This window comes from Pseudomonas sp. KnCO4 (assembly GCF_045344305.1).
Classification (GTDB): domain Bacteria; phylum Pseudomonadota; class Gammaproteobacteria; order Pseudomonadales; family Pseudomonadaceae; genus Aquipseudomonas; species Aquipseudomonas anuradhapurensis.
In genome coordinates, this window is sequence record NZ_CP174199.1 from 2,954,746 (window position 1) to 2,977,499 (window position 22,754).

The following is a 22,754-nucleotide window of genomic DNA, read 5'->3' on the forward strand; positions in this document are numbered from 1 at the left end:
CCAATTCGAGGCATTCGTGTCAAAAGGCATTCTCTCGTCGGTCATGGCGTCCTGTCTGTTCGCCGTGATGTACTTCTATACCTCGCTGCTCACTCCACTGGACGGCGAGGAAATCTTCGGCTGGCGCACGCTGCTGACCTTGCCTTGCCTCACCCTGTTCATGCTGGTCTCGCAGGACTGGAAACGGGTCGCCGAACTGCTCGCCCGGGTCAGACGCACGCCGCTGCTGGCGCTGGGCATGCTCGGTACATCGTGGCTGATGGGGGTGCAGCTGTGGCTGTTCCTCTGGGCGCCCCTGCACGGGCGCAGCCTGGAAGTGTCGATGGGCTACTTCCTGCTGCCGCTGGCCATGGTCCTGACCGGGCGGCTGGTCTATGGCGAGCGGCTGTCACGCCTGCAAAAGGTGGCCGTGGCGTGTGCCGCGCTGGGCGTAGGCCACGAACTGTTCCAGCATGGCAGTTTTGCCTGGGAAACCCTGGTGGTGACGATCGGCTACCCGATCTACTTCGTGTTGCGCCGGCGTTGCCGCACAGACCACCTCGGTGGCCTGTGGTGCGACATGTGCCTGCTGTTGCCGTGGGCGTTGTATTTCGTGATCCAGGGCCCGCTGTCCACGGCCGACCTGCAGGCATACCCCGGGTTGTATGCGCTGATCCCGATTCTCGGAGCAATCAGCGCCTCGGCGCTGATCGCCTATGTGCTGGCCAGCCGTTTGCTGCCCTTCAGCCTGTTCGGCCTGCTCAGCTATGTCGAACCCGTGCTGCTGGTGGGTGTGGCGCTGCTGCTCGGCGAGACCATCGGCCCGGACCAGTGGCTGACCTACCTGCCGATCTGGGCCGCGGTGCTGGTGCTGATCCTCGAAGGGTTCAGGCACCTGCTGCGTCAACGGCGTCGTTCGGTGTAAGCCGAACCTGGCGCACCCGTCGCTCTTCAACCGCCTCCACGACCAGCGTCCAGCCGTTCCAGGCCAGGCGGTCGCCAACCACCGGCAGGCGGTCCAGCAAGCTCATGACCAGGCCCGCGAGGGTCTGGTAGTCCTCGGTGGCGCGGGCGCTGAACCCCGTGCGTGCCTGTACCTGGCTCAGGTTCACCGCACCGCTGACGACGAAGCCCTCACCCTCCTCGACGATGCCCGGCCCTTCAACCTCGCTGGCATCGGGCAGTTCACCGGCGATCGACTCGAGGATGTCGGTCATGGTCAGCAAGCCGGTAAAGTCACCGAACTCGTTGACCACGAAGGCAATGTGGGTGGACTGGCCACGCATCTGTTCCAGGGCGTTGAGGATGCTGAAGCTTTCCAGCAGGTTCAATGGCGCCCGAGCCATACCTTCCAGGTCCGGCTGGTTACCCGCCAGCAGCTCCTTGAGCAGTTCCTTCTTGTGCACGAAGCCCAGTGGCTCGTCCACGCGCCCATCGCGGATCAACGGCAGGCGCGAGTACGGCGAATTGGCCAGGGCCTGGGCAATGGCGTCGGCCGGCTGCGCCAGGTCGATCACGTCGACCTCGGTGCGTGCCGTCATCACCGTGCGGATCGGCCGCTCGGCGAGGTTCAGCACGCCACTGATCATCACCCGCTCGCGACGGTCGAACACCACCTGCTCCTCGCCGCCGGCGACCAGGTCGGCGATCTCTTCACCCACCTCGTCAGCCTCGACCCGGCGACCACCCAGCAGGCGCAGCACAGCATGCGCAGTACGTTCGCGCAGCGGCCGGTGCTGCTGCAGGCTGCGCTTGCGGCGGGCACGGGCCAGCTGGTTGAACAGTTCGATCAGGATGGAGAAGCCGATCGCCGCGTACAGGTAGCCTTTCGGGATATGGAAGCCCAGGCCTTCGGCCGTCAGGCTGAAGCCGATCATCATCAGGAAGCCCAGGCACAGCATGATCACCGTGGGGTGGGCGTTGACGAAGCGGGTCAGCGGCTTGCTGGCAACGATCATGATGCCGATCGAGAAGACCACCGCGATCATCATCACCGACAACTGTTCGACCATGCCCACTGCGGTGATGACCGCATCGAGCGAGAACACCGCGTCGAGCACCACGATCTGCGCAACGATCGGCCAGAACGCGGCGTGGCGCACCGCGCCGCTGGCCTGGGCCACATGGCCCTCCAGACGTTCATGCAACTCCATGGTGGCCTTGAACAGCAGGAACACACCACCGAACAGCATGATCAGGTCCCGGCCGGAGAAGCTCTTGGCAAACACCTCGAACAACGGCGTGGTGAGGGTGACCATCCAGGAAATGCTGGCCAGCAGGCCCAGGCGCATGATCAGCGCCAGGCTCAGGCCAATCACCCGCGCGCGGTCGCGCTGATGCGGCGGCAGCTTGTCGGCGAGGATGGCAATGAACACCAGGTTGTCGATGCCCAGCACCAGCTCGAGGATGATAAGCGTCAACAGGCCCAGCCAGGCCGTGGGGTCGGCTAGCCATTCCATTAGCGGATACTCATCTGGGCAACGTCACGAGGACGAGAAAAGAAAGACCGTGAAGGCCGGGGACTGGGGGGCTCCGCGAAGGTGCTCATAGGGACCTTGATAGCAAATAGGGAAAACGATCGTACCGGCTGAGCAGCTGATCTTGATAACACAAAACTATTACAAAACCTGTAGCCACTCACCGTAGCAAACCGCTGGCCCGGCGCTGGGTACTTTTCTTCAATACCAGCGGCCGTCATTAGCCGAGGATGAAGCCCTCTCTCAACCAAACGGATTTCCTCATGAGCCTGTCCCTGTCCATGGCCGCCTTCGCACTGGCGGCTTCGATCTCCCCCGGCCCGGTCAACATCGTCGCGCTGGGCAGCGGTGCCCGCCATGGCCTGCGTGCCAGCCTGGCCCATGTGGCCGGCGCCACGCTGGGCTTCTGTCTGCTGCTGGTGCTGGTCGGCCTGGGCCTGCACCAGTTGCTGCTGCGCTGGCCACTACTGGGCCTGCTGTTGCACTGGGGCGGCGTGGCGTTCCTGCTGTACATGGCGTGGAAGCTGGCAGCCGACGATGGGCAACTGGCTGGCAGCCATCCGCTGCAGGCCCCGTCGGCGTGGCACGGCGCGGCGATGCAATGGCTCAACCCCAAGGCCTGGCTGGCAGCGGTGGCCGGGGTTGGTGCCTACACCGGCGGTGAGCAGCAGCTGCTGTGGCTGTTCGCCTGGATCTATGGGCCGATCTGTTTCCTTTCAGTGGCCAGCTGGGCGTGGGCAGGCAGCGTGGTCCGGCAATACCTGGGCAACCCACGGCACCTGCGCCGGCTGAACCGGGGCTTGGCCGTGCTGTTGGTGGGCAGCGCGATCTACCTGGTGTTTCAGGGCCAGCAAGGGGCGGCATTGCGGTAATGCCCGGGGGTGGCCGCCAGGTGCTGCTTGAACGCCCGCTGCAGGTGTGCCTGGTCGGCAAACCCGGCTTCCTGCGCTACCTCGGCAATCGCCCGGCCCTGGCGCAATTGCGCCCTGGCCAGTTGCACGCGCTGGTCGAGCAGGTAGCCATGCGGCGTCAGGCCGAAGCGCTGGCGGAATGCGCGGATCAGGTAGGAGCGTGACAGACCGCAGGCGGCGCAGATGTCTTCCAGGCTCAGCGGGTCGCTGCGATGGGCACGGATGAACGCAGCCGCGGCGGCCAACCGCGGGTTGCCCTCCTCGGCCACCCCGCTGTTGCCGCCGAGCAGGCCCGGCAACGCGGCGAACAGCGCCGCCAGGCGGCGTTCGCGGTCTGGCACACTGGCATCGAACAGGTCGGCAAACAGCTGCAACAGCCGCCGGTACAATTCCGCCGAGCGACTCCAGGCCTGGGCCGGCAAGGCAAACCCCTGCGCCTGCAACCAGGGCATGTCGACGAACAGCATCAGGTACGACCATGCTTCCCCGGCAATGGGGTTGCAGGCATGCACCACGCCTGGGTTCATCAGCACCGTGGTACCCGCTGCCACCTCGAGCTGCCGGTCACCGTTGAGGTAGGTGCTGCGCCCACCGGTGATCACCCCCAGGGAAAAGCTCTCATGGGAGTGCGCGGCGTAACACACCTGGCGCCCATCCCCTACCCGTCGCGCTTCGACGAAGGGCAACGCCGGATCGCGCCAGAACCTTGATACTTCGATCATCCCTCGCTCCGCTTGTCAGCGCCATGGCCCTGGATACTACACGCCTGTCGTGCAACCAGGTCCAGCGTCCGTTCCACTTCGCCGATATCGACCGTGAAGCCATCGCCGTCCGGCCTCCCCACCACAAAGGCAAAATGCTGGTGGTCACGATCCGTCAGGTACTTGTAGTAGCTGACAAAGCGGTTGGGCGGTTGCAAGGCCAGCAGGCAGCCACCCGGCGGCAATACATTGACCCCGTGTGCCAGCTGGCTGCCTTCGACGCCGATGACCACGCGCGCACCTGCACAGGCCGCCACGATGCTCGCGACGTCGGCCTGCGCCGGGTTGACGATGCGAAAGCCGCGGGTCGCGCGCAGGTGCTCGGCCAGCGCCAGTTCGTTGCGCAACAGCCGCCGGTCGCCCTCCCCGCCCCGCAGCACAAACACACCAGGGTGCGGGGCATGTGCCACATGCGCCAGCAACTTGTCGGCCATGGCCCGGTAACGGGCATGCCGGTTGCGGTTGTTGGCCTGGTCATCGAACAGCACCAGTTCCCGGAAGAACGCACTGCGCAAGCGCAGCGGCCTCATCTCCAGCCAGTCTTCATAGGCCGGCACCTGCGGATACAGCGGGAATCTGGCCGAAGGTGCCGTGGTCACCGGTATGCCCTCGTTGCAGGCCAACGCGTAGGTCGGGCAATCTTCCGTCAGCCAGTTGCCGAACCAGGTATTACCGTTCTGCGTGCAGTAGATTGCCGCGCGATCAACTTCGTGGTCCACGCTGATGGTCGGGAAAGTGCTGGGCTTCAGCGACAGCCAGTGGCTGGCATTGCCCTTGTACAGTGCCCCTTCTACCAGCCATACATCCTTGATCAGGTAGCCGCGGGTCGGCCCCTGCTGCATGCTGATGCCGCCGCGCATGGTCGGCCCCGGGTGCACGTACGGATAGAACCGCTGGCCTTCCCACCCGGTCACCCGCTCCAGTTGGCCTGGCAGGTAAATGGCCGGGGGCGAGAGCGTGACTTCACCGGGCGCGATGTCCCAGCTGTTGGCGGCGACGCTCTTCAGGTCGATGACGCTGCACCTGCCCAGCCGTTTGCGCAACATGTACTGGTAGGCGGCCAAGGTCCAGGTGTGCTGCCTGGCGGGCGGTGATGCACTGCACTGCGAGATGTCGCTGCCCATGAGGCGTCCTCCCTTGCTGACAAGACGCGACCTGGCGTTGCACGCCACATCAACGTCTCCCTGGCAGCCCTTCAACTGCACATGATCCGCTCCATGCTGGGCGGTGACTGCAGGCTGGCGTAGCGGCTGCGTAAGCTCTCCATGAATGGCTCGCCTGCACCGCTGCGGCCGTAGAGGTAGATCTTGTGCAGGCCGCCAAACACCATTTCCTGGTAGCGGCTGGCGACTTCCGCGTCACTCGGGCCTTCGGGCAACCCCAGATGCAGCGTGAGCTTGTCGCCTTCGATGGCGAACATCGGGGTGTCCCAGAGGAACTTCGCGGTGCCGGTCCTGGGTAAGCGAACAAACAGACAGGCATGGTTGCCAAGCGAATCGATATCGCCGCCGCGGCGGCGCTTCCATTTCAGCAACCCGTCGTCCGGGCGCGCCAGGCAAAGGCCAATGTCGTAGTAATCGAAGCCCTTCTCCAGGGCCCATTCCAGCGCCATGAAGGTGGTGATCGAGTTCACCTCGCGCAACCTGCGCGCATCGGCAAACACCGCCTCGCAATAGCCGAAACGCAACGTGCTCCAATAACGCTTGCCGCCACGCACCACTTCACAGCCCAGGTGGCAGCCAATCACTTCGTCGTTCAATGTGATCAGGTCGAGCCGACCGGCGCTCCTGGCAATGCGGAACACTTCCGGCGTGGGGAACTGGGCGGCATGGATCCCCTGCCTGGCGCTGGCATAGGGGCGCAGAAGGTCGCGGTCGGCCATGGCGATCTCCTCGTCCGTCAGGGCCTGGCGCATACGGTACAGCGGGCGATGCTTGCGGATGCTGCGTCTGAGCTCGCTGTCGTAGCGCGCCGTGATGTCCTCCAGCGGACGGCCCAGCGGCACCACGGCGCTCAGGTAATGCGGCACCGACAACGCCCCCGCCGTCGGCATTTCGCTGACCACCACCCGGTGGTCGGCTGCCGTGGTCGCGCTGGCGCTGTCGATGATTGCCGTGCTGGCCTGGCCCTTGCCGGCGATCAGCAGCTTGGCCATTTCCCTCTGCTGCTTGCGCCCGACGTAGACAATCTCGTAGGGGCTTTCCTGCTGCAAGCGGAACCTGGCCACTTCCCAGCGCCAGAAGCAGGCACGCGCCAGTCCTTCACGCAGTTTGCTGGCCAGGTGTCTGATTTCGTAGCGTATCGAGGGCGACAAGTGTTTACGCGCCAAAGCCGTCAAGGTCGCTTTCATTTCTTCTTCGACGTCCTTCGATGTGCTCTTGGTCTATCGGGACAGGACAACTGTTCAGCAACGGCTGGTCAGGGATAGGCGCGTTTTACCCAGAAAGTGTGCTATCGAATAAAAATTTAAGGTGTAGCTGAACCGTATCGCAAGCAACGCTTTGATTGCATTTTCTGACACCTGTTCCGGCTGCTGCAGCGTTTCATGGCGTCAATTTCCTGCCTGAACAGCGCATCCGCTGAACACGCGCCGTGAGCCTGCGCTCCCGCGTTATCCCGTTACCACTTGGCCAGCAAGAAATAACGTTTGATGCCTTCTTTACCGAGAAGGAGCATCGCCGTGCCCGCCAACAACCCTCATCAAACCGTGCTCGAAGCGCAACTACCGCAGTGGGCCCGCCAGGCAACGCCAGAACAGTGGGCCACCTTGCCGCGTACCCAGGTCGCCCCGTGGCAGGCACAGGACTGGTTCGCCAATTCACCCCCAGACCTGCGCCAGGCCGTGCACGCCAGCAGCACGCGCCTGCTCCACGCGCAAGCAGCCTTGGCCCACTCACTGAAAAGCCTGAAACAGATCACTGAATTCGCTGAGCCATTGCTGCAGGGCCGCCTTGCCCAACATGGCATTCACGCCCTGCGCAGCGCCGAGTTGCTGCGGGTCGAACGCACCTGGCATTGGGGCGGCATGCGCTATCTCTATCGTCACCAGCGGCATGACTTGCTCCAGGCCGCCCTGCAGAATTTCGCCGACGACGAGGTGTTCACCGCCGAGAGTGCCATTGCCTTGAGCGGCAACATCCAGGTGACAGAGGTCGAGGTACAAGGTTCGGTCACATTGGGCATGCAGGTACCCGTGGCCCACTTTCCGCTGAAGTCCGAGCGCTACCGGGTGGAGCGCCTGCCGCTGCCCGCCGCCACCTTTGCCACGTTGTGCCGTGAACTGGACCTGGGGGGTGCATACCAGCACCACCTTGAACAACACTTCGCCCAACCTACCACCCGAGCGTTGGCCATCAAGGTGCAGAAAGGCCGCCTGCGCCTGGCCGCCGACCTTGCCTACCTGCGGCACCTGATCGACGGCAGTACGCGTGATCAGGTCGAGCAACTGCTGCAAGGTGGCGAGGTGAAGTGCTGGCAGCTGGCGCTGTTCGGCATCACCCTGCACGAAGTCATGCTGATCGATGCCGGCCACGCAGGGTTGGCATTGTACCTGCCCGGCCATGACCCAGCCCTGCGACAGTGCAGCAACCTGGAGGCGGTGCACGATGCCCTGGCGACCTTGCTGCTGGAAGCCGATGCCCGCCAGACCTTCAGCGCCTACATCAGCCAGGACCAGCGCGCGCACTTTCTCGACCTGTTGCAGCAGAACCTCGACGCTACCGGCAACAGCGCCCTCGACCGCACCTGGCAGCGTGCAGCACACGCCGACCTGCGCCCCACGCGCCTGGCGATCACGGCCGAGCCTTTCGGCCACTACCAGGACCTGCACCTGGCCCGTCTCAAGCACGAAGCCAGCCTGCTGGCGGTGCCGACCGCCGCGGCCGATGCCAGCGCGCGGGCCAAGCGCCTGGAGGCATGGGAAAGCCTTGGCCTGGATGCACTGAACATCGCCGGATTCTTCATCCCAGGCGTAGGCACCCTGATGCTGGCCGTTACCGCATGCCAGCTGCTCGGCGAAGCCTTCGAGGGCTATGAGGCCTGGCAGGAAGGCGACCGGCACCTGGCGCTGCGCCACCTGGAGGCGGTCGGCCTGAACCTGGCCTTGATCGGCGGCTTCGCGGTAGCTGCCAAGGTGGTACCCAAGCTGTTCAACAGCCCATTGATGGAAAGCCTGCAGCAGGTACGCGGCCGCGACGGGCGCTACCGGCTGTGGAATGAAGACCTCACCCCCTACCGCAGTGCCCGGGTCCTGCCCGAATACCTGCAGCCCAATCCACTTGGCCAATACCTGTACGAGGGCCGCCATTTCATCCGCATGGACGGCCATCTGTTCGAACAACGGTTCGACAACGACCTGCAGCAATGGCGGGTGGTTCACCCCGATACGCCGGATGCCTGGCAGCCACCGCTGACGCATAATGGCCAAGGCGCCTGGCGTGGCCAGCATGAGCACCCCGAGCAGTGGCCATTTGCCCAGCTGGCGCGCCGGCTTGGCGAGGCCTACCGCACCTTCACCCCCGAGCAGTTGGCGCAGGCTGGACAGCTCTGTGGCATCGATGCCGCGCAGTTGCGCCGGGTGCACCTGGAAGGCCTGCCAACGCCGCCACTGTTGCTCGATGCGCTGCAACGCATGGCGGCACAGGCCGAGGTCAAGGTTCTGGCTGGCAAGGCCCCGACCGGCTTGTTCGAACGGCTGTACAACGGTAACGCAGCCATTACTCCGCCGACGCAGAAACTGCTCGACACCTACCCGCGGCTTTCCCCTGCCCTGGCCAGGCGCTTGCTGGCACCGCTGGATGAGGCCGAACTGCTCGCCTGGCAACAGCGCAGCCAGTTGCCTGTGCGGGTTCGTCAAGCGCTGGAGCAGGTACACAGCGAGCTACCGCTGGTACGCGCGCTGGAAGGCCTGCTTCAGCCAGCCCGGGCCAGCAGCGCCAGCGAACGCCTGTTGTTCAGCGCACTGGATGCCATGCCGGGCTGGCCGGAGGAAGAGCGCCTGGAGTTGCGCGGCGCCAGCCCGGAAGGCGTCCGCCTGGACCAGGTCGGCAGCGACCGGGCCACCACCCTGTGCCGCGTGATCAAGACAGCCGATGGCTATGAGGCCGACCTCGGCGAACGCCCTGCACCCGCACGGCGTGATCACGACCTGTGCCGTGCGGTAGAACAGGCCCTGCCAGCCGCGCAACGCCAGGCGCTGGGTTTGCTCACCGACGATGGCAGCACGCTACGCCAGCGTGTACTGGCGTGGGCCGACCAGCACCGGGCGGCACTGGCACAGCGGCTGTGGGGGCACCGCGCGTTGCTGCGCAGGCCCAAGGGCACCCTGTACGGCGGCCGGCCACTTGCCCCACACCCCCAGCAGCCGCGCCTGGCAGGGTCGCTGGCCGGGGCCTACCGCCGCCTGTACCCCGACGCCACCGATCAGGAATTTGAAAACTGGCTCGGCAACGATGAGGACAACCCGTACCTCGATGACCTTCGCTCCCCCACCCAGCGGCTGCGCGACCTGCAGCAGCGTCTGGATACCCTGCGTCGCAACCTGCGGGTGTGGGCCCGGCCCGACCCGCAGCGCGCGCATCAGAGGCACCGGGCGATCCGCCCCATCCTCAATGCCTGGCAACGGCTCTCGACCGTAGCGCTGGAAGGCGGTGGTCGCCTGCACAGCCTGGACCTGTCCGGCCTGGAACTGGACAACCAGGCCCTGGCCAGCCTGCCACTGCCCAATGACTTCAGCCATGTGGAGCATCTGTCCTTGAGCTATAACCGTTCGCTCAGCCAGTTGCCGGGCGGATTCTGCCAGCGCTTCCCCAACCTGCGGCGCTTGCTGCTGACTGACTGCCGCTTCGACACACTGCCGCGCCTGGGCAACCCTGCCCAGTTGAGCTGGCTGGATATGGAAGGCAACCGTATCATCTGGGATGCCCAGGCCCAGCAAACCCTGGATAGCTGCTTCGGCCTGGTTGTTCTGGACCTGTCGGGCAACCCCTTGGTGCAGGCGCCGGACCTGCGCGGGCTGGCTTATCTGAAAACGCTGTTCCTGAACAACTGTACGCTCAGCGAATTACCACGCGGCCTGGAGCTGGTAAGCGAGCCGATCATCCTCGATATTGGCGACAATCAGCTGCTGCAGTTGCCCGAGGGTTTCAACGTGCCACGGCCAGTCGCCGACGCGCTGCGCCTGGAAAGCGAGTGGCTGGGCGCCCCGGTGCTTGCGCAGATCGAAGCCTACAACGCCATGCACCAGGTGGACCTGCTGGTAAACGCAGGTGATTACCTGGAATTCTTCGAGCAGACCGGCCCGGCCGAAGCGGCCCTGTGGCAACGGTTACCACTGCAGTACCGCCGCGATCTCAGGCCCTTGCTTGAACGTGAACCGTTCCTGTCCCATCCACAACATGCCCGTACAGAGTTCTGGCGACGCCTGTCCGTGCTCGACGCTGACGCTGACCTGCGCCAGCAATGGTTGACGCACCCGCCGTACGACCTGTTCAACCTGCCGATTTGACCTTGCTCCGGGGTGCCTGCCGCTACAACAGCAGGCACTTGTGCCCAGGTTAGGCCAGACTGGTGTTTTTCCGGCAGCCGGTGCATGCTCGCAGCTGAAGCGTTTCACCCGGCTCTAAACCCGCCCAGCAATGTGAGGTGCAGTACCCATGGACCGTCTGCTCGATTCACTCTTCCCCAGTGCCGAAAACATCCCGCAAGCCTGGCGCCTGGAAGCTCCCCTGGAACAACGCGACTACTTGGTGAACGGCGAGCTCAGGCGCTGGGACGGCCCCCTGGCCACGGTGCGCAGCCCGGTCTGGCTCAAGGACGGCAACGAAGAACACCAGGTGGTGCTGGGCAGCGCGCCGCTGCTCGACGCCGATACCGCGCTTACCGCCCTTGATGCCGCCGTACAGGCCTACGACAAAGGCCGCGGCGCCTGGCCCACCCTGCGCGTGGCCGAGCGCATCCAGCATGTCGAGGCGTTCCTGGCGCGCATGCGTGAGCAGCGCGAAGCAGTGGTCAAGCTGCTGATGTGGGAAATCGGCAAGAACCTCAAGGACTCGGAAAAGGAATTCGACCGCACCTGCGACTATATCGTCGACACCATCAACGCCCTCAAGGACCTCGATCGCCGCTCCAGTCGCTTCGAGCTGGAACAGGGCACGCTGGGCCAGATCCGCCGGGCGCCGTTGGGCGTAGCGCTGTGCATGGGGCCGTACAACTACCCGCTCAACGAAACCTTCACCACGTTGATCCCGGCCTTGATCATGGGCAACACCGTGGTGTTCAAACCGGCCAAGTTCGGCGTACTGCTGATTCGGCCGCTGCTCGAAGCGTTCCGCGACAGCTTCCCGCCAGGTGTGATCAACGTCATCTATGGCCGTGGGCGGGAAACGGTGAGCGCGCTGATGGCCAGCGGCAAGATCGATGTGTTCGCCTTCATCGGCACGCACAAGGCCGCCAGTGACCTGAAAAAACTGCACCCGCGCCCGCACCGCCTGCGCGCCGCGCTGGGCCTGGATGCCAAGAACCCGGGCATCGTCCTGCCCCAGGTGGACCTCGACAACGCCGTCGAGGAAGCCGTCACCGGCGCGCTGTCGTTCAATGGCCAGCGCTGCACGGCGTTGAAGATCCTGTTCGTCCACGAGGACGTGGTGGACGCCTTCCTCGACAAGTTCCAGCGCAAGCTGGCCGCACTGAAGCCCGGCATGCCCTGGGAGCCTGGTGTAGCGCTGACGCCACTGCCGGAGCCGGGCAAGGTCGATTACCTTGACGGCCTGGTCGCCGATGCCAAGGCCAAGGGTGCACGGGTAGTCAACGCAGGTGGCGGGCACAGCCGCGGCTCGTTCTTCTACCCGGCCGTGCTGTACCCGGTGCAGCCCGACATGCGCGTGTACCACGAGGAACAGTTCGGCCCAGTGGTGCCGGTGGTGCCTTACCGCGACCTGCAGACGGTGATCGATTACGTGCTGGACTCCGATTACGGCCAGCAACTGAGCCTGTTCGGCAACGACCCGGCAACCATCGGCAGCCTGGTCGACACCTTCGCCAACCAGGTCGGCCGGATCAACATCAACGCGCAATGCCAGCGCGGCCCGGACACCTACCCGTTCAATGGCCGCAAGAACAGCGCCGAAGGCACCCTGTCGGTGCATGACGCCCTGCGCGTGTTCTCGATCCGGACGCTGGTGGCAACACGCTTCCAGGCAGCCAACAAGGCGCTCATCAGCGAGATCATCCGCAACCGGCAGTCGAGTTTCCTGACTACCGACTACATCTTCTGACCAGCGCCCTTATAGCCAATCGATCCATCAATACGGTCGATTTTCCATCCGCGCAAACGACTCTAAGCAACAGGGCGCCCGCCGGCGCCCAATTGCAAAGGAGCGTCGAACATGCCAGCCAGACCCATTCCCGAAGGCCAGCACAGCATCACCCCCTACCTGGCCATCAACGATGCCGCCAAGGCCATCGAGTTCTACAAGAAGGCCTTCGGTGCCGTCGAAATGTTCCGCCTCGACGCCCCGGGTGGCCGCATTGGCCACGCCGAGCTGAAGATCGGCGACTCGTCGCTGATGCTGGGTGACCCGTGCGACATGGAAGGCGGCCTCACCGCCAGCCAGAAGCTCACCGGCGCGGGTGTAGGGCTGCACCTGTATGTCGAGGACAGCGACAAGGTCCATGCCCAGGCGTTGGCAGCCGGCGCCACCCAGCTGAGCGCAGTGACAGACCAGTTCTATGGCGACCGTAGCGGCACGCTGAAAGACCCATTCGGCAATATCTGGTTCATTTCCACCCACAAGGAGGACCTGACCCCCGAGGAAATTCGCGCCCGGGCCGCGAAGCTGTTCGGCGGCAACTGAGCGGCAGGTTGAAAGCGGCGCGACTTTGCCTGAAGCTTGGCGCTCGTAGCCTGGAGCCGCTTCATGCGAATCATCGACAAAACCGCCGCACAGGTGCGCAGCCTGACCCCCGCGGAAGAGGAGCTGCTGGTCGGCTTTGCCAGCGGCACCCTCGCCGGCCCGCGCCTGCTGCAAGCCAACCAGATGCTGATGAAGGTGCGCAGCGCCAACCAGTGGCTGGCCTGCGACTGCCGCAGCGATGCCTTGCCGGTGCTCAATGTCACCCTGAACGGCAATACCGGTACGCTGTTTCTCAAGAACAACCCCGGTACCGCCGAGCATGCGCCCGGCTGCCCGTTCAGCAAGGACGAGCGGGAAGCCGCCGAGCGCGAAAACCACCCCGCCCCGCCTGCTGCCTGGCTGCCTCCGGACACGCCCCTGCGCCTGATCGGTGACTTCCACAGCGGCGCTGCCGGTGCCGGCGGCGACAGCAACGAACGGCGCGAGCAGCAGCGCCTGCTGGCGCTGCTGCTGACCTGGATCGAAACCAGCGGCCTCAACCTGTATGCCACCCACCTGAAACGGGACCTGACCGGGCAGTTTGCCGAATTGCGCAGCGTGGCCAGCCGCTACCCGCTGCTGGAGCGGGTGCCGGCCAGCAACTACCTGGAAACCCGCCTGGACATGAAGCACATGATGATGCTCAAGTCCCGCCTGCGCGAAGCCACGGTGTTCGGCAACCACCGCCGCCACGGCCTGCTGCTGGACTGCCTGGACCAGGTCAAAGGACGCAAGCTGTTCAACCACGGCAATGCCGATGGCTTCGATTTCCAGGGGCACCACCTGTACTGGGGTGGCAGCCGCACCGCCGGGCCGTTGCTGGCCCTGGCGCTGTACTCGCCGACCAGCGCTGGCAGCCATTTCTACGAGCTGATTCATGTGGCCAGCGTGCCGGTGCTGTCGCGGGCGCACCTGTTTCCGGTCTATCGCGATGAAGAGCGCGAACCGCTCAAGGCGCTGGTGTCACTGATCGACTGGATGGCCAGCAAGGGCGTGAAAGTGCAGATGCGCCGGCCGGTGATCGGCGGCGAGGTGATGGATGAACTGGTGCTGACCTCGGACCAGGACCGGGTGCTGTCGGTATCGCTGCTGGAGCAGCCGATCGGGCCCGAGCCGGATACCGAGAACTTCAAGCGCTACGCTGACTTCAAGAGCCCGGAAACCTTCCGCAAGTACGTTGCGGGGTTCTTCATGCGTGAGCGCTGAGGGCCATTGGGGGCTCGCCGGAGCCTTTGTAGCGCCTGGCAAATCGAGCGCCGCGCGGGCGGCGCTCGATCTCACAGGCGCTACAAATCAAACGGCATGCACCCCCGTTACCAAACAAACGGCTCAGCCAAGAAACAGCTTGTACGCCGGGTTGTCGGTCTCGTCCCAATAGCGGTACCCCATCTCATCCAGCGCCAGCGGCAAACTCGCCAGCTCATCCCCCGGCACTTCCAGCGCAGCGAACACCCGAGCCTCTGCCGCACCATGGTTGCGGTAATGGAACAGGCTGATGTTCCAGCGCTTGCCCAATCGCTCCAGGAAGCCCAGCAACGCCCCCGGACGCTCTGCAAACTCGAAGCGCAGCACCCGCTCGTCAGCACCTGGCGCGGCGTGGCCGCCCACCGTATGACGCACATGCAACTTGGCCAGTTCGTTGTCGGTCAGGTCAAGTACGCTGTAGCCCTGCTCACGCAGGCTGGCCAGCAAGCGCTCGCGCGGGTCGTGCAGCGGGTGTGTCTGTACCCCCACGAACAGGCGCGCCTCCTTGCCGGGATAGTAGCGGTAGTTGAATTCGGTGATCTGCCGCTTGCCCAGCGCCTGGCAGAAGGCACGAAAGCTACCGGGCTGTTCCGGGATGGTCACGGCGATGATTGCCTCGCGCTGCTCGCCCAGTTCGGCACGCTCGGCCACATGGCGCAGGCGGTCGAAGTTGACGTTGGCCCCGGAGTCGATGGCCACCAGGGTGTGACCCTGCACGCCTTCGCGCGCCACGTACTTCTTGATCCCGGCCACAGCCAGGGCGCCGGACGGTTCGGTGATGGAACGGGTGTCATCGTAGATATCCTTGATCGCCGCGCACAACTCATCGCTGCTCACGGTCAGTACCTCGTCGACGAACTGCCGGCACAGTTCGAAGCAATGGGCACCCACCTGTGCCACCGCCACCCCGTCGGCGAAGGTGCCGACCTGTGGCAGGATCACCCGTTCGCCAGCGGCCATGGCCGCCTGCAGGCAGTTGGAGTCTTCTGGCTCGACGCCGATCACCTTCACCTCCGGGCGCAGGTACTTCACATAGGCAGCAATACCCGCGATCAGCCCGCCACCGCCCACCGGCACGAAGATGGCGTCCAGCGCACCCGGTCGCTGGCGGAGGATTTCCATGGCCACGGTGCCTTGCCCGGCAATCACATCCGGGTCATCGAACGGCGGCACGAAGGTAGCGCCTTCGCTGTCGGCCAGTTTCAGCGCGTGGGCCAGGGCATGAGGGAAGCTCTCACCGTGCAACACGACATGGCCACCGCGCGAACGCACACCCTCCACTTTCAGCGACGGTGTCGTGGTAGGCATGACAATGGTGGCTTTCATGCCCAGGTGCGACGCTGCCAGGGCCACGCCCTGGGCATGGTTGCCTGCCGACGCGGTGATCACCCCGCGCTCGCGCTGCACGCTGCTCAGGCGTGACAGACGCGTGTAGGCACCACGAATCTTGAACGAGAAGGTCGGTTGCAGGTCTTCACGCTTGAGCAACACCTGGTTGCCAAGCCTCGCCGATAACGCGGGCGCGCCTTGCAAGGGTGTCTCGATGGCCAGGTCGTACACGGGCGCAGAGAGAATACGGCGCACCTGTTCCGACAGCAGTTGCTGCGTGGAAGTCGGGGTACGAGGGCTGACATTGAGGCTGGTCATCGATTGCAACTCCTTGGCTTTTATTCACGTTGCCCAGGAGTCAGAGAGAAGAAACCCGCCTCCAGGGCGGGTTCGGTGCACGTACGCGCTAGCCCGCCAAGCTGATAATGGCGGTAATAATAATGGCGTGCGCGTGCGGGAAGGTTTTCATGCCCAAGAACTTAGCCGGTCCTGCGGCATGAAGTCAACACTTGGCGTGCTGCGCCGAAAGCGGCACATCGAACACCTTGTCGAAGCCCCACTGGAAGACAAACGCATAAACGAAGAAGAACACGAACAACGCCAGGTTGGTCAGCAGCGCCGCCCACAGGCTGACATCCAGCCAGTAGGCCACCAGCGGCAGCAGGATCAGCACCAGCCCGCCTTCGAAGCCCAGGGCATGCATCAGACGTCGCAGGAAGGTCCGCTCACGCCGGCGCTGACGCGCTTCCCAGCGCTCGAATACCCAGTTGTAGGCCATGTTCCAGCTCATCGCGATGCCCGACATCAGCACCGACAACACGGTCGACTGCGCCATACCTGCGCCGAACGCCAGTTCCAGCGCGGGCGCCACACAGGCGACGGCGATGGCTTCGTAGAGAATGGCCTGGACGATCTTGCGTGCCTTGCCTTGCATGTTCTGCTCCCTGGGTGAACGATCTGTAAACTACTAGAACTGGCTTGTAAGAAAAAGCCTGAAATTTGGACAACACTGCATCCGGCTGCTTGTATCTATCGAGGACAGACGCCGACATGTCGTACTACTTCGTCCAAGGAATCGAACGAGGATAAAGACAATGGCTTACGCCTTTTTACTGGTGGCCGGCACATGAGCCTGGCATTCATCGATTTCCTTACCTATGTGCTGTTCGGCCTGAAGATCTTCGCGATCGTGCTGGCCTCGCTGATGTTCCTGCTGGGCCTGGACGACCTGTTCATCGACCTGTGCTACTGGTGCCGCAAGCTGGTCCGGCGTTTTCGTATCTATGACAAGTACGAAAGAGCCGACGAAAAACGCTTGTTCGAGGTACCGGAAAAGCCCCTGGCGATCATGGTTCCAGCCTGGAACGAAGTGGGCGTGGTGGGCGAAATGGCGCGCCTTGCCGCTTCGACCATCGACTATGAAAATTACCAGATCTTCGTTGGCACCTACCCCAACGACCCGCAAACCCAGGCCGATGTCGACGCGGTGTGCCTGCACTACCCCAACGTGCACAAGGTAGTCTGCGCGCGCCCCGGCCCCACCAGCAAGGCCGACTGCCTGAACAACATCATCGACGCCCTGCTGCGCTTCCAGCAGGACGCTGGCATCGAATTCGCCGGTTTCATCCTGCATGACGCCGAAGACGTGATTTCCCCCATGGAGTTGCGCCTGTTCAATTACCTGCTGCCGAACAAGGACATGATCCAGATTCCGGTGTACCCCTATGCACCGGAATGGAAAGGCTTCACCGCCGGCCATTATGTCGACGAGTTTGCCGAAAACCACGGCAAGGACGTGATCGTGCGCGAAGCCCTCACCGGCCAGGTGCCCAGTGCTGGCGTGGGTACCTGTTTCAGCCGCCGCGCCATCGCTGCGCTGCTCGAGGACGGCGACGGCATCGCCTTCGACGTGCAGAGCCTGACCGAAGACTACGACATCGGTTTTCGCCTGAAGCAAAAGGGCATGAAGTGCATTTTCGCCCGCTATTCCATCACCGACCCGAGCCTGACCCTGAAGCAGGAGTGGCGCCCGGGCATGAGCCGCGAATTCTCGCAGGTGATCTGCGTGCGCGAGCACTTCCCGCGCGACTGGCAACACGCCATCCGGCAGAAGTCACGCTGGATCGTCGGCATCGTGTTCCAGGGCACCAGCAACCTTGGCTGGAGCCGCAAGGGCGCGCTCAACTACTTCCTCTGGCGTGACCGCCGCGGCTTGTTCGCCTACCTGCTGAGCTTCCTGGTCAACCTGTTGCTGCTGGTGTTGCTGGCCATGTGGCTGGTCACGGTCATTGCACCGGAGTCGTGGCGCTTCATGTCGATCCTCGATGACAGCCCGCTGCTGGCCACGTTGCTCTGGCTGAACGGCCTGCTGCTGGTCAACCGCCTGTTCCAGCGCGCCTGGTTCGTCACCCGCTTCTACGGTATCGGCGAGGGCCTGCTGTCGGCACCCCGGATGATGTGGAGCAACTTCGTCAACTTCTTCGCCAACTTGCGCGCCTTGCGCCAGGTGATGGAAATGGGCGACTCGCGGCGCGTGGCCTGGGACAAGACCACTCACGAATTCCCCGCCATTGCCGCCCCGGCCCGCACCCCGCTGGGCCAACGCCTGATTGCCAAGGGCCTGATCAGCGACGAGCAGTTGCAACAGGCGATCATCAGCCCGGTACGCCGACGCCTGGGCCGTGAACTGCTGCTGCGCGGCTGGCTGAACAGCGAACAGCTGGTGGCTACCCTGGCCGAACAACTCGACCTGCCCTGGGCACCGCTGAACCCGTTCAAGCTCGACCCGCGGCTGATCGCCAAGCTGCCACGCAAGCTGGCCACGCACTACGGCGTGCTACCGGTAGCCGAAGACGGTGACACGCTGATCCTGGCCAGCGAAAGCCCGGTCAGCCAGGTGTCGCTGGGGGTGATAAGCCGGCAGTTGAAACGCCCGGTCAGCGCACGCCTGGCCCCCCAGGGCCGGGTGACCCTGGGCCTGCGTTATCACTACCCGAGCCCCTGGCAGAAAGCCGAAACCCGCGACATGCTGGCCGTTCTGGAACGCTGCCAGGACGATGAAGCGCTGCTGGAACGGGTCAGCCATCACCAGGTGATGCTCGGTGCCCTGCTGCAGGTGCGCGGCATGGTGCCGGTGACCCTGTTCAACCAGGCGCTGATCGACTACAACCCCGACCACCAGAGCCTGGGCGAATACCTGATCACCCGCGGCATCATCACCGAGCAGGTGCTGCAAGAAGCCCTGATCGAACAGGCCAGCGAACAGCAGGCCGCCTTTGACCTGACCCGGGAGGTGGCATGAAGCCGCGCTTTTCCCTCACTTTCACTGGCCTGTTGCTGTGTTCCGCCGCCCTGCCCGCCGCAGCATCGACACCGATGACCGACTTCCAGCGGTTCACCAGCTACCCGTTCATGGAACGTAGCTACCGAGAGGCGAAGAAGGACAACTGGGCCGAGGTCGAGCGCCTGACCCGGCACGTCCTCGAGCGGGTACCGAACAATGACGAAGCCCGCGCATTGCTGGTGCAAGCCCTGGCCCACCAACGCCGCTACCAGGAAGCCGAAGCGCTGGCCGAACAACTGGGGGACGACCCGGCGCAGGCCAACGCCCTGCTCGAACTGCGTCTGGCCTGGATCGAGCAGGACCCGCCCGCGGCCAGCCAGGTGGAGCGCTGGCTGGCCAGCAGCGATGGCGCCCAGCGCGTGCGCCTGTGGCAGGCCTACAGCCTGAGCCTGGCCAAGTCCGCTGGCGCCGCCAAGGCCCTGGACTGGCTCAATCACCTGCCGCTACGGGAGGACGGCCAGGTCCTGCGCCTGGCCCGGGCCAACTTTGCCGAACAGCTGCACAACTGGAAGGAAACCATCGAACAGCTGCAGCCGCTCGCCGATCAGCGCCAGTTGCCGGCCCAGGACTGGCAGCGCCTGGCCAATGCCTATATCCAGCAGGTGGACGAAAACGGCTTGAACGCACTGCTGCCCAGCGCCCCATCCGCCGCAGCCGCCGACCAGGCCCGCCTGGCCATGGCCAACCGAGCCATCGCCGTCGGCCACAACCAGCAGGCCCAGCGCTGGCTGCAGGCGCTGCCGACCGAGCAACTGAACCAGCCGGAGCAGCGCCAGCAGTTGTGGGAACTGGCCCGCCAAGGCGAGGATGCCGCGCTGGTGCAGCGCCTGAGCAACGAACTGCAACGCCCCTGCCTGGAAACCGTCGACTGGCTGTCGCGCCGCGACCCGGCGCTGGCCCGCGAGCAATTCAAGGGTTGCACGGCCAGCACCGACCCCAAGGCCTACGCCGTGCTCAGGCAGCGTCTGTACGGTGACCCACCACAGCCTGCGCAACCACACACTGCCGCCGAATGGGCAAACCGCTACCGGCAAAGCGGTGACCTGGCGGCGCTGGAGCAAGCCACCTTCCTGCTGACCCAACAGGGCCGCACTGATCACGCCCGGCAATTGCTGGAGCAAGCCTACGACCGCCACCAGGGCCGCCTGGCCCCGTCGCTGCTGCAGCGCCTGGGCAACCTGTATGCACGCAACGACGGGCCGCTGGACCGTCGCCGCATGCTCGGCCTGGTCCCCCGGGTCGACGCCAATACCCGCGCCCAGCTGCTCGGCCGCCTGGCCGAGGCCGGCCACTGCGATGCCGTGCGCCAGGCCATACCGGCCGCCCCCAGCGAGCCCGGCCAGTACCGCGCGCTGGGCCGCTGCGCCATGCCTGACCAGCCCGGTGAAGCAGTCGTCTACTATCAGGCCGCTGAGCGCCTGGGCGACCGTGGCAGCCGTCTGCCGCTGGCCTATGCCCTCGAGGCTGCCGGTGACTCCGAGGCCGCCCTGGCCATCTGGCGCAGCCTGCCGGACAGTACCTGGACCGAGAACGCGCGCCTCACCGCTGCCCGTGGCGCGCTGAACGCCGGCGACCCGCAGGCGGCCCGCCGCTATTGGGAGGCCGCCGGGCAGCATAGCGCCGACGACTGGGCGCTGGGTGCGGCCATCGCCCAGCAGCAAGGCGATTACCAGGGCGCGCTGGCCTTGCAACGCCAGGCCTTGGCGCATGCGCCGCGAGCCGACCATTACTACGCCGCCGCCAGCACCGCGCAACTGGCCGGCGACCCCGCGCAAAGCAGCGCCTGGCTGGCCGAAGCCGTACGCCTGGCCCCCGACCAGCCGCGCTACCGCGCCGACTACGGCATGCGCCTGGCCGGCTCGGCAGACAAAAACCAGCGCCGCCAGTCGATCCCCTTGCTGGAACGTGCCACCCACGACTTTCCCGAGGATTTCCGCCTGGGCGAGACGCTGGCGTTGCGCTACGACGAGGTCGAAGACAGCGCCGCGGCACGTCGCGAGCTGCGCCGGGTGCTCGATGTCGAGCAGAACCTGGTCGACGGCGATGACGAGTACGGCAGCCTGGAGGCCCGCAAGTACCGCCAGCGGCGGGCCCATGAGAGCCTGTCGCGGCGCGACACCATCACCCTGGCCAGCACCTGGTCGCCGGCCGGTACCTCGACCAACGACAGGTTCCTCGACAATGGCCAGCGCAGTGGCACTTCGCGCCACGCACAATCGCAGAACGTGCAGTTGGCCATGTGGGACCATGCCCTGGGTGAAGAGCCCAGCCGCAATGGCAGCACCCTGTCGGTGTATGGCCGGGTGCTGTTCGGCGGGCAAAGCCGTACCGACTACGCACAAAGCATGGGCACCGGCGTCGGCCTGCGCTACAAGCCGCTCGGCCAGGCCAACCTCAACCTGTACACCGAGCTGTACCACCAGCGCCAGGTCGACGAGGCGCACTACCGCGGCCTGAGCCTGGGGCAGCTGCTGAGCCCGGCCAAGGTCGGCGGCAACTGGGGCGACCTGCGCCACCACGCCGAATCGAGCAATGACCTGCTGTTGCGCGCCACCGCCTCGTTCCTCGACCAGGGCGCCTGGCGCAACGACTGGCGGGTCGACGAGGACGACTGGAACGAGCGCTTCCTCTACCTCGACGCCGCCTGGTGGACCCGTGCCGGTGACCACGCCTGGCTGTCGCGCTACCAGCAGGGCCACGCCTGGAAGCTGCCGGGCAGTTCGCCGCAGACCCTCATGCCGTATGGCTTTGTCGAGTTCTCCAGCCAGGACCCGAGCAACGACTGGCGCCAGGATGCCCGGGCCGGGGTCGGTGTGCGCTGGCAATGGTGGTTCGATGACGACCGCTACAACGCCTACCGCGGTTCGCTGAAAGTGCGTGCCGAGTACCAGCAATCGCTGGGCGGCAACCTCTATGAGCGCGCCAATGGCGTGCTGGTCGGTGCGGAGATGACCTTCTGATGCGTACACTCCTTGCCCTGTGCCTGCTCGCCCTGTGGTTGCCGGCCAACGCCGACCAGCGCCTGTTCTACCAACCGCTCAACCGCGACGCCAGCATCACCCCTGGCCAATGGCAACAGCTGTGGCACGCCACCGCCGCGCAGGGCGGCAAGACCCTGATCGTGCAATGGAGCGCCTACGGCGACAGCGATTTCGGCGGCGCGAACGGCTGGCTGGCCAACAGCCTGCGCAGCGCCCGCGCCGAAGGCTTGCAGCTGGTGCTGGGGTTGTACATGGACCCGGCCTATTACCAGCGCCTTGACCAGCTCGATGGTGATGGCCTCACCAGGTACTGGCAGGCACAGTTGGGGCGCTCGCTCAGCCACTACCAGCAACTGCGCCAGACCTGGCAATTGCCTGTGGATGGCTGGTACCTGCCGATGGAACTGGACGACCTGCATTTTCGTCAAGCCGAGCGGCGCGCTGCGCTGTTCAGCCAGTTGCAGGCCTTCAACCGCCAGCTCGACAAGCCCTTGCACATCAGTGCCTTCAGCGCGGGCAAACTGTCGCCGCGGGTCAATGGCGCCTGGCTGGATCAGCTGGCCGGCCTGGGCGTGACCGTGTGGTGGCAGGACGGCACTGGCACCGGGCGCTTGCCCGCGCTGGTACGCCAGGGCTATGAGCAGGCCTTGCCGTGCCGGGTGGGCGTGGTGCGCGAGGCGTTCCGCCAGGTAAGCGCGCCAGGGCAGCCGTTCCGCGCCGAGCCCGCTGAACCGCAGCTGGGCGGCGGTTGCCATGCCGAGGCCGTGTTCGACTTGCGTTACCGGCCTTGGGCCCGGGGTATTCTGCCCAACAATTGAGTCGCCAGGCCCGGCCTGT

At 65.0% G+C, this 22,754-nt stretch carries 15 protein-coding genes; 9 read left to right on the top strand and 6 right to left on the bottom strand.

The window, feature by feature from the left end; all coding sequences use genetic code 11:
• The first annotated feature begins 16 nt into the window (after positions 1-16).
• Positions 17-904, top strand: coding sequence for an EamA family transporter RarD (rarD, locus tag ACJA3S_RS13965; RefSeq protein ID WP_170030121.1), 888 nt, complete (start codon positions 17-19; stop codon positions 902-904).
• On the opposite strand, the gene ACJA3S_RS13970 is transcribed toward rarD, so the two are convergent.
• A complete protein-coding gene (locus ACJA3S_RS13970; protein WP_406818912.1) occupies positions 867-2,438 on the bottom strand; it encodes a TerC family protein in 1,572 nt (523 codons plus the stop codon). The two genes, rarD and ACJA3S_RS13970, sit on opposite strands and share 38 nt — an antisense overlap.
• Positions 2,439-2,719: 281 nt before the next feature.
• On the opposite strand from ACJA3S_RS13970, the gene ACJA3S_RS13975 reads away from it, so the two are divergent.
• Entirely contained in the window at positions 2,720-3,328 is a 609-nt protein-coding gene (locus ACJA3S_RS13975; protein ID WP_406818913.1) for a LysE family translocator, read from the top strand.
• On the opposite strand, the gene ACJA3S_RS13980 is transcribed toward ACJA3S_RS13975, so the two are convergent.
• The 3 genes from ACJA3S_RS13980 to ACJA3S_RS13990 form a co-directional block, all read right to left on the bottom strand.
• Positions 3,298-4,089: an AraC family transcriptional regulator gene (locus ACJA3S_RS13980; protein ID WP_406818914.1), complete on the bottom strand. Its 792-nt coding sequence runs from the start codon at positions 4,087-4,089 to the stop codon at positions 3,298-3,300. The two genes, ACJA3S_RS13975 and ACJA3S_RS13980, sit on opposite strands and share 31 nt — an antisense overlap.
• The gene (locus tag ACJA3S_RS13985) at positions 4,086-5,252 is read right to left on the bottom strand and encodes a glycosyltransferase 61 family protein (protein WP_406818915.1); all 1,167 of its coding nucleotides are present in this window, start codon (positions 5,250-5,252) and stop codon (positions 4,086-4,088) included. Before ACJA3S_RS13985 ends, ACJA3S_RS13980 begins: the two co-directional genes overlap by 4 nt.
• A 71-nt stretch (positions 5,253-5,323) precedes the next feature.
• Positions 5,324-6,478, bottom strand: a complete 1,155-nt coding sequence (locus ACJA3S_RS13990) for a hypothetical protein (RefSeq protein WP_406818916.1) — start codon at positions 6,476-6,478, stop codon at positions 5,324-5,326.
• Between the two features lie 330 nt (positions 6,479-6,808).
• Between ACJA3S_RS13990 and ACJA3S_RS13995 the strand changes: the two genes are divergently transcribed.
• The 4 genes from ACJA3S_RS13995 (at position 6,809) to ACJA3S_RS14010 (ending at position 14,225) form a co-directional block, all read left to right on the top strand.
• A complete protein-coding gene (locus ACJA3S_RS13995; RefSeq protein ID WP_406818917.1) occupies positions 6,809-10,633 on the top strand; it encodes a dermonecrotic toxin domain-containing protein in 3,825 nt (1,274 codons plus the stop codon).
• 148 nt (positions 10,634-10,781) lie between these two features.
• Positions 10,782-12,401, top strand: coding sequence for an NADP-dependent glyceraldehyde-3-phosphate dehydrogenase (locus ACJA3S_RS14000; protein ID WP_406818918.1), 1,620 nt, complete (start codon positions 10,782-10,784; stop codon positions 12,399-12,401).
• A 111-nt stretch (positions 12,402-12,512) separates the two neighbouring features.
• Positions 12,513-12,980, top strand: coding sequence for a VOC family protein (locus ACJA3S_RS14005; protein WP_406818919.1), 468 nt, complete (start codon positions 12,513-12,515; stop codon positions 12,978-12,980).
• Between the two features lie 63 nt (positions 12,981-13,043).
• A complete protein-coding gene (locus ACJA3S_RS14010) occupies positions 13,044-14,225 on the top strand; it encodes a hypothetical protein (RefSeq protein WP_406818920.1) in 1,182 nt (393 codons plus the stop codon).
• 123 nt (positions 14,226-14,348) lie between these two features.
• Here ACJA3S_RS14010 and ilvA read toward each other — a convergent pair whose 3' ends face one another.
• Both ilvA and ACJA3S_RS14020 read right to left on the bottom strand, forming a co-directional pair.
• Positions 14,349-15,911 (bottom strand): threonine ammonia-lyase, biosynthetic, encoded by a 1,563-nt coding sequence (ilvA, locus tag ACJA3S_RS14015; RefSeq protein WP_406818921.1) that lies wholly within the window; start codon positions 15,909-15,911, stop codon positions 14,349-14,351.
• A 184-nt stretch (positions 15,912-16,095) separates the two neighbouring features.
• On the bottom strand, positions 16,096-16,527 hold the full coding sequence (locus tag ACJA3S_RS14020) for a PACE efflux transporter (RefSeq protein WP_406818922.1): 432 nt from the start codon (positions 16,525-16,527) through the stop codon (positions 16,096-16,098).
• A 192-nt stretch (positions 16,528-16,719) separates the two neighbouring features.
• Between ACJA3S_RS14020 and nrfB the strand changes: the two genes are divergently transcribed.
• Genes nrfB through ACJA3S_RS14035 form a run of 3 tightly spaced genes read left to right on the top strand, consistent with a single transcriptional unit; the run spans position 16,720 to position 22,735 of the window.
• The gene (gene nrfB / locus ACJA3S_RS14025) at positions 16,720-18,894 is read left to right on the top strand and encodes a cyclic di-3',5'-guanylate-activated glycosyltransferase NrfB (RefSeq protein ID WP_406818923.1); all 2,175 of its coding nucleotides are present in this window, start codon (positions 16,720-16,722) and stop codon (positions 18,892-18,894) included.
• Positions 18,891-21,896, top strand: a complete 3,006-nt coding sequence (locus ACJA3S_RS14030; RefSeq protein WP_406818924.1) for a phage receptor — start codon at positions 18,891-18,893, stop codon at positions 21,894-21,896. The genes nrfB and ACJA3S_RS14030 overlap by 4 nt, the downstream gene beginning before the upstream one ends.
• Positions 21,896-22,735: a DUF4434 family protein gene (locus ACJA3S_RS14035; RefSeq protein WP_406818925.1), complete on the top strand. Its 840-nt coding sequence runs from the start codon at positions 21,896-21,898 to the stop codon at positions 22,733-22,735. Before ACJA3S_RS14030 ends, ACJA3S_RS14035 begins: the two co-directional genes overlap by 1 nt.
• Positions 22,736-22,754 lie beyond the last annotated feature (19 nt).

Coding starts and splice junctions, on each gene's coding strand:
- ACJA3S_RS13970 (WP_406818912.1), bottom strand. CDS start 2,438: ATGGAATGGCTAGCCGACCCCACGGCCTGGCTGGGCCTGTTGACGCTT.
- ACJA3S_RS13975 (WP_406818913.1), top strand. CDS start 2,720: ATGAGCCTGTCCCTGTCCATGGCCGCCTTCGCACTGGCGGCTTCGATC.
- ACJA3S_RS13980 (WP_406818914.1), bottom strand. CDS start 4,089: ATGATCGAAGTATCAAGGTTCTGGCGCGATCCGGCGTTGCCCTTCGTC.
- ACJA3S_RS13985 (WP_406818915.1), bottom strand. CDS start 5,252: ATGGGCAGCGACATCTCGCAGTGCAGTGCATCACCGCCCGCCAGGCAG.
- ACJA3S_RS13990 (WP_406818916.1), bottom strand. CDS start 6,478: ATGAAAGCGACCTTGACGGCTTTGGCGCGTAAACACTTGTCGCCCTCG.
- ACJA3S_RS14000 (WP_406818918.1), top strand. CDS start 10,782: ATGGACCGTCTGCTCGATTCACTCTTCCCCAGTGCCGAAAACATCCCG.
- ACJA3S_RS14005 (WP_406818919.1), top strand. CDS start 12,513: ATGCCAGCCAGACCCATTCCCGAAGGCCAGCACAGCATCACCCCCTAC.
- ACJA3S_RS14010 (WP_406818920.1), top strand. CDS start 13,044: ATGCGAATCATCGACAAAACCGCCGCACAGGTGCGCAGCCTGACCCCC.
- ilvA (WP_406818921.1), bottom strand. CDS start 15,911: ATGACCAGCCTCAATGTCAGCCCTCGTACCCCGACTTCCACGCAGCAA.
- ACJA3S_RS14020 (WP_406818922.1), bottom strand. CDS start 16,527: ATGCAAGGCAAGGCACGCAAGATCGTCCAGGCCATTCTCTACGAAGCC.
- nrfB (WP_406818923.1), top strand. CDS start 16,720: ATGAGCCTGGCATTCATCGATTTCCTTACCTATGTGCTGTTCGGCCTG.
- ACJA3S_RS14030 (WP_406818924.1), top strand. CDS start 18,891: ATGAAGCCGCGCTTTTCCCTCACTTTCACTGGCCTGTTGCTGTGTTCC.
- ACJA3S_RS14035 (WP_406818925.1), top strand. CDS start 21,896: ATGCGTACACTCCTTGCCCTGTGCCTGCTCGCCCTGTGGTTGCCGGCC.